At 39.9% G+C, this 6,629-nt stretch carries 8 protein-coding genes and 1 pseudogene; all 9 read left to right on the top strand.

The genetic code is table 11. The annotated features are described in order from the left end of the window. A pseudogene (locus AC3LHT_RS07525) lies at window positions 1-226 on the top strand (type I glyceraldehyde-3-phosphate dehydrogenase); the annotation flags it as partial. Between the two features lie 61 nt (window positions 227-287). Next, window positions 288-2,255 (top strand): triose-phosphate isomerase, encoded by a 1,968-nt coding sequence (gene tpiA / locus AC3LHT_RS07520; protein WP_488662457.1) that lies wholly within the window; start codon window positions 288-290, stop codon window positions 2,253-2,255. A gap of 202 nt (window positions 2,256-2,457) precedes the next feature. After that, window positions 2,458-2,688 carry a hypothetical protein gene (locus AC3LHT_RS07515; protein ID WP_290646215.1) on the top strand — a complete coding sequence of 77 codons (231 nt, stop codon included), beginning with the start codon at window positions 2,458-2,460 and terminating at the stop codon, window positions 2,686-2,688. 13 nt (window positions 2,689-2,701) lie between these two features. After that, on the top strand, window positions 2,702-2,986 hold the full coding sequence (locus AC3LHT_RS07510; protein WP_290646217.1) for a cell division protein ZapA: 285 nt from the start codon (window positions 2,702-2,704) through the stop codon (window positions 2,984-2,986). Beyond that, the gene (gene murI, locus AC3LHT_RS07505; protein ID WP_290646219.1) at window positions 2,973-3,794 is read left to right on the top strand and encodes a glutamate racemase; all 822 of its coding nucleotides are present in this window, start codon (window positions 2,973-2,975) and stop codon (window positions 3,792-3,794) included. The genes AC3LHT_RS07510 and murI overlap by 14 nt, the downstream gene beginning before the upstream one ends. Window positions 3,795-3,803: 9 nt before the next feature. Then, entirely contained in the window at window positions 3,804-4,682 is an 879-nt protein-coding gene (gene rapZ / locus AC3LHT_RS07500; RefSeq protein ID WP_290646221.1) for an RNase adapter RapZ, read from the top strand. A gap of 12 nt (window positions 4,683-4,694) precedes the next feature. Further along, window positions 4,695-5,624 carry a DNA-binding protein WhiA gene (gene whiA / locus AC3LHT_RS07495; protein ID WP_290646223.1) on the top strand — a complete coding sequence of 310 codons (930 nt, stop codon included), beginning with the start codon at window positions 4,695-4,697 and terminating at the stop codon, window positions 5,622-5,624. After that, the gene (gene nrdR, locus AC3LHT_RS07490; protein ID WP_290646225.1) at window positions 5,621-6,103 is read left to right on the top strand and encodes a transcriptional regulator NrdR; all 483 of its coding nucleotides are present in this window, start codon (window positions 5,621-5,623) and stop codon (window positions 6,101-6,103) included. Before whiA ends, nrdR begins: the two co-directional genes overlap by 4 nt. Further along, window positions 6,104-6,580 carry a transcription elongation factor GreA gene (greA, locus tag AC3LHT_RS07485; protein ID WP_290646227.1) on the top strand — a complete coding sequence of 159 codons (477 nt, stop codon included), beginning with the start codon at window positions 6,104-6,106 and terminating at the stop codon, window positions 6,578-6,580. It abuts the gene before it with no gap. Window positions 6,581-6,629: the final 49 nt, after the last annotated feature.

Below are 6,629 nucleotides of genomic sequence, written 5' to 3'. Positions count from 1 at the left end.
CGCAGTCATGAAAGAAGCAAGCGAAACATATCTCAAAGGCATTCTCGGTTACAATGAAGAACCCATAGTGAGTTCTGACATCGTGGGATCAAATTATTCTGGCATTTTTGATGCCACGCTTACCTTTGTTAGCGGAAACCTTGTAAAGATTTGCTCCTGGTACGACAATGAGTATGGTTATAGTTGCAGAGTCGTTGATATTGCTGAGAAAATGGCAAATATGTAATGTTTTCTATGGGGCCTTTTAAAAGCCCCATTTTATTATTTTTACCCCGGGAGGAATGACTATGAAAAGAAAACTCACCATTAAAGATGTGGACCTTAAAGGAAAACACGTTCTTATGCGTGTGGATTTTAACGTTCCTCTTAATAAAGAAACTGGAGAAGTTACCGATGATACGAGAATAAAAGCCGCCTTGCCCACTATAAAGTATGCTATTGATCAAGGAGGTAAAGTTATACTCATGTCCCACCTTGGAAGGCCCAAAGGCGTTAAAGATCCAAAATACAGCTTAAAACCTGTAGCAAAGAGGCTGGAAGAACTCCTTGGTCATCATGTTTCCTTTGTTGATGATTGTATTGGTGAAGGTCCTCGCAAGGTAGTCGAAGCTATGAAAGATGGGGAAATCGTGCTTCTTGAAAATGTTAGGTTCCATAAGGAAGAGAAGAACAACGACCCTGAATTTGCAAAATCCCTTGCTTCCCTTGGTGATATTCACGTTAACGATGCCTTCGGTACCGCTCATCGTGCACATGCATCTAATGTTGGGGTTGCGAAGCATCTTACAAGCGTGGCAGGCTTTCTTATGGAAAAAGAAATCTTGATGCTCGGAAAAGCCGTTGAAAAGCCCGAACACCCTTATGTGGTTATACTTGGCGGTGCAAAAGTATCAGATAAAATCGGTGTGATTACCAATCTCCTGGAAAAGGCTGATCGAATACTTATAGGCGGGGCAATGATGTTCACCTTCCTTAGAGCCCTGGGTAAAAAAGTGGGAGATTCCCTGGTTGAAGAAGACAAAATCGAATTGGCGAAAAATATCTTGAAAACTGCAAGAGAAAAAGGCGTAGAATTCATTCTCCCTGTGGATACCATAATTGCTCAGACCATCGAAGCAGGTGTGGAGAAGAAAGTTGTCTCCATTGACGAAGGGATTCCTTCAGGCTGGAAAGGTCTGGATATCGGACCACGTACAATAGAACTTTTCAAAGAAAAACTCAACGATGCCAAAACAGTTGTGTGGAATGGTCCTATGGGTGTTTTTGAAATCGATGATTTCGCTACTGGCACCGAAGAAATTGCTAAAGCGCTTGCTTCACTAAAAGGAGCGGATACTATAATTGGTGGTGGTGATAGCGCGGCTGCGATAAACAAGTTCAATCTTGCCAATAAAGTAAGCCACGTTTCAACCGGTGGCGGGGCTTCCCTTGAAATGCTGGAGGGAAAGGTACTTCCCGGTATAGCAAGTATAGCCGAAGAGGATATTAAAAAAAAACGTAGATTGACCATCGCAGGTAACTGGAAAATGAACAAGACACCCACCGAGGCTAAGCTCTTTGCAGGGGTTCTCGCGGCAGAAATAGGTTTAGAAGACTCTCTTGATATAGTTGTTTGCCCTCCAAGCATCGATATTCCGGCAGTAGCCGATGTACTGAAAGACACCAAAATAGGAGTTGGCGCTCAAAACATTTATCCCAAAGAAAGCGGAGCCTTCACTGGAGAAATTTCTGTGACGATGTTGAAAGACCTCGGTGTAAAATACGTAATAGTGGGACATTCTGAAAGGCGTCACATTTTTGGGGAAAGTGATGAACTCATCAACGAAAAAAATAAGTTTGCTCTTAAAGAGAATCTTATACCAATCTTTTGCATTGGAGAAACTCTCGAAGAGAGGGAAGCAGGCAGGACATTTGAGGTTCTCAGAAGTCAAATAATAAAAGGACTAAAAGATATAAGTGCCAATGAAATCATGAGAATGATCATTGCTTATGAACCTGTATGGGCGATTGGCACGGGGAAGGTGGCAACGCCCGAGCAGGCAGATAAAGCCATGGGATATGTGCGAAAGCTTCTTGGAGAGTTATATAGCATGGAGATAGCCGATCAGTTGAAGATTCTTTATGGAGGAAGTATTAAACCCGACAATTTCGACAGTCTCATAAAGATGGAGAATATTGATGGGGGCCTTGTTGGCGGAGCCAGTTTGAAAGAGAGTTTCATTGAGCTTGTGCGTATAGCAAAAAACTATCTTTGATCTTGGTTAAGATGTGGGGACCTATATTGGTCCCCTTTTATATTTTTGAAATTTGCCAACAACGTTCATTCAAGTAGTATAATAGTTAATGATTTCATGAGTTTAAATACTTTGTAAGTCGTTAGTTTAGAACAATATGAATAATCCGGTTGACTCATCATCAAATCATGACACTAGCGATATTTTTCCTGGAGGTGTTCAAATGAACTTGATTGAAGAGCTTGAACTCGTTATTGATAAGATGGTTGACGAATTCAATAAATTAAAAAAAGAGAATGAACAGCTTTGGGCGCAACTGGAAACTGCTGAAAAACAGAAGGAAGATCTCCAGGTGAGAATAAAAGAACTGGAGTTAAGACTTGAAACCGAGGAAAAAACAATTGAAGAATTGATCAAGAGGGTCAGAGGCAATTTAGAGAAACGCGAAGATTAGGAGGCTATTTTCTATGAAAAGGCCTGTGGTTCTTAAACTTGGGGAAAGAGAATATGAATTCATCACAAATGAACCTCAAAGTATTGTTGATGAGGTTTTCAACGAAATCATTCAGGAGTTTGGTATCCTTGAAAAAGAGGTAGAAAAAGTCGGGTTGGATAGTGTTCTTGTCGCGATGCTTGTGAATATGACAACAGATTTTATCAAAGCCCAAAGCGAGTTGAAAAGACTAAAAGAAAAGTACGATGCAATTTTAAAGGATCATTATAAAGGACGTGGAAGGATTGCAAAGGATTAGAATAGGCGTTTATGATTCAGGTATTGGTGGTCTCACAGTACTGAAGCAGCTTCTCATGAAAATCCCTTTTGGGATTGATTTTTTTTATTTCGCTGATACAGCACGGTTACCCTATGGCTCGAAACCTCAGGAAATGGTACGTGGCTTTATTTCAGAAATACTCAGTTTTTTCAGGCATATAAATGTCGATGCCATCGTAACGGCTTGCAACACAACTGATTCATTGCTAACAGAAGCAGAAAAAAATAATCTTTGGGTCCCATTTTTCAGTATTATTGATCCTACAATCCATTATCTGAGAAATAACGTTTCAGATAAGAACTCTATTGCTATAATAGGAACCGAAGTCACTATAAAGCGCTCAGTATATTTGAGAAAGCTCATAATAGATGAAAATATTTCCGGGATTTTCCAAAAAGCATGTCCATTATTTGTCCCCCTGGTTGAAGAAGGTCTGAGTGATGGTGAATTAACTGAATGGATTGTTACATATTATCTTGAAGAGATTAGAAGAATTTCGCCAAATTATCTCATATTAGGCTGTACACATTATTCGTATTTAAAAACGGTTATAGAAAAATATCTAGGCAATGGTACACAAATAATTGACCCCGCAGATCATGTTTCTGAGAAGGTAATTGAATGGATTGGAAAAATTGAGACCACAAAAAAATCCAGTGTTACTTTTTATGTAACTGGTAGCGCAGAGGATTTTAAAAGAAAGGCATCGCTTCTTTTAGAATCCAGTGATGAGCTTGTGGTTAGCCACGTCGAACTCGAAAAACTGGGGGAATTTATACATTTATGAGGTGTTTGTATGGCTGAACGCAATCTAATAATACTAACAGGTATGTCGGGTGCTGGCAAAACCTCAGCGCTTAAATTTCTCGAAGATTTCGGTTTTTTCAGCGTTGACAACGTTCCACTCACCGTTTTTCGGGACTTCTATGAGATATTAAAGCGCAAGGAAATGGATAATCTTGCAATAGTAGTGGACATAAGGGCTATAACAAGCTCCAAGAGCGCAGAAGCCTTCATAATGGAAATTCAAAAAGCCAAGGCTAATTTGAACGATGTAGCGATCAAGACCATTTTCCTTGATGCCGATGATGAAATCATTAAATTCAGATATGGAAAAACAAGGCGGGCACACCCTTTAATGAAGAAGTACTCTTTATCTGAAGCCATCCGTAAAGAACGCGAAATGATGAGACCGCTCATGGATATTGCTGATGAAGTAATCAACACTTCAAATATGGATGTAAAAGAAATGCATCTGCGCCTGCTCAATGCGATAAAAAAAGAATTGCATGAAATACCTCCCATACGTGTTATTATCGAAAGTTTTAGCTATGTAAACGGGGTACCTCAAGATGCCAATCTCGTTTTTGACGTGCGTTTTTTGCCAAACCCGTATTATATTGCAGAACTGTCTGAATTAACGGGAAAGGACAAGGGAATCAAAAAATTTCTCGAAGAGTTCAAGAGGATTGGCGAATACTTCTCTGCTATAAAAAAGGTTTGTGATATTACTATCGAAGAATTCAGTTTTAGTGGTAGAAACCAGATCAAAATCGCTGTTGGTTGCACTGGTGGAAGGCACAGATCTGTATACATAGCCGAGCGTTTGTACAATGCAATGCAAAATGAAAGTAGAAATGTTTCCTTGCATCACAGAGAGCTACATGAAGATTGATGGGGGATTTTTATGAGTTTTGCTGATAAGATAAAAGATGAACTCTGCCATCTGGCCATAGATAACGATATGGAAACAAGGGCAGAGTTTTTAGGTTATGTAAAATCCCGGGGCTCTCTTAGAATTAGCAATGCAAAAAAATATCTAGTTATTTCTTTGAACTCGATTACGAGCCTTAAAAGGTTATACACATTATCCAAAAAACTCGGGATCACCTCCGTTGAAACGAGTATCACTGAGGAAACCCGGCTTAAGCACCGCCGTGGCGGAGAAATTTTGTATTCTTTCAACAAAATTTATGGGTTTCTCGAGAAATTTGGAATTTCCATTTTAAGCGACGATTTACCAGATTTCGTAAAAAAAGACCCCGCCTATTTTGGTGCTTTTATGAGGGGATTATATTTAGCAGGAGGATCTGTTGTAGATCCATCAAGAGGATATCACCTGGAGATTTCTCTTGATACCACAAAGAATTTTATCCTCAACCTGACCAATCATTTGGTGAATTTTTTAAATATCAAAGCGGGATATATCGAAGTGGGAAACAAATACAAAGTATATATTAAATCCTCTAGAGACATCGTGGAGTTGCTTTCACTCGTTGAAGCCTCCCGCGCTGTTTCCGTATTGTTAAAGGCCGTTGAGGTAAGGCAAATTAGAGGAAATGTTAGCCGAACACTGAATTTCATCACTGCGAATGCCAACAAGTCGGGCCAGGCAATGGCAAGGCACGTAAGAGCCATCAGGATCATTGAAAGAAAGCTTGGGTTAGATAGTTTGCCAGCCGATCTTGAAAAGCTCGCAAAGCTCAGGCTCGAATACGAAGAATTGAACCTGAGAGAACTCGGAGAACTCATGGATCCCCCCATGAGTAAATCCGCGGTGTTCAACAGGTTGAAAAAGCTACAAAAAATTGCTGAGAAATTGGAGGGGGAAAAATGAAATGTCCCTTTTGTGGAAGCATTATAACAAGGGTAATCGATACCAGAACCACAGATGGCGGTGCGGTTGTCCGCAGGCGAAGAGAGTGTGAAGACTGCGGTGGACGTTTCACCACTTATGAGAGATTCGAACAAAGGCCGATATTCGTGGTAAAGAAAGATGGACGTCGGCAGCGTTTCGATCGTCAGAAGATTTTGTCTGGCATCATAAAAGCTTGCGAAAAAAGGCCTATCACACTCGAAGAAATGGAAGAAATGCTCACTGAAATTGAGCATGAGGTTCGGAAACTTGGCAAATCAGAAGTTTCTACATTAAAAATTGGAGAACTGGTAATGAACAGGCTTAAAAAGAAAGATAGAATAGCTTACGTTAGATTCGCCTCTGTTTACAAAGAATTCAGAGACCTTGACCATTTTATGGATATAATTAGTGAATTGAAAGATGAGCTAAAAACAAAGAACCACCTGGGAGGGATATAGATGACAAAAAGAGAGGTAATCTATCTCACAAAAGAGGGCTATGAAAGCTTAAAAAAGGAGTTGGATACACTTCGCAAGAAACTCATGTATGAAATCGCCGAAAGAATAAAAGAAGCCAGAGAACTAGGCGACCTTAGCGAAAATAGCGAATATGACGAGGCAAAGAACGAACAAGGTAAAATTGACAGCAGGATCAAACAGCTCGAAGAAATTCTTAACAATGCTGAAATAATCGAGGACAATGGCGATAATTCGATTGTACGAATAGGCAGCAAAGTGCTTCTTGAGAATCTTGAAAGCAAGGAAACCATGGAAGTTAGAGTTGTTAACACACATGAAGCGAATATATTTGAAAATAAGATAAGTGTAGATTCGCCAATCGGCAAAGCCCTACTAGATAGGCACGTCGACGAGGAGCTCTTGGTAAGAGCACCTTCAGGAAATATTAAATACAAAATCCTCGCTATAACCAAATAATGGAGGCTAAGAGCAATGAATGAAGAGATTAGGCAACAAAAAAGGCAGA

The organism is Kosmotoga sp., assembly GCF_982836095.1.
This window is presented reverse-complemented; position numbering and strand designations above follow the sequence as displayed.

Coding starts and splice junctions, on each gene's coding strand:
- whiA (WP_290646223.1), top strand. CDS start 4,695: ATGAGTTTTGCTGATAAGATAAAAGATGAACTCTGCCATCTGGCCATA.
- greA (WP_290646227.1), top strand. CDS start 6,104: ATGACAAAAAGAGAGGTAATCTATCTCACAAAAGAGGGCTATGAAAGC.
- tpiA (WP_488662457.1), top strand. CDS start 288: ATGAAAAGAAAACTCACCATTAAAGATGTGGACCTTAAAGGAAAACAC.
- rapZ (WP_290646221.1), top strand. CDS start 3,804: ATGGCTGAACGCAATCTAATAATACTAACAGGTATGTCGGGTGCTGGC.
- AC3LHT_RS07515 (WP_290646215.1), top strand. CDS start 2,458: ATGAACTTGATTGAAGAGCTTGAACTCGTTATTGATAAGATGGTTGAC.
- AC3LHT_RS07510 (WP_290646217.1), top strand. CDS start 2,702: ATGAAAAGGCCTGTGGTTCTTAAACTTGGGGAAAGAGAATATGAATTC.
- nrdR (WP_290646225.1), top strand. CDS start 5,621: ATGAAATGTCCCTTTTGTGGAAGCATTATAACAAGGGTAATCGATACC.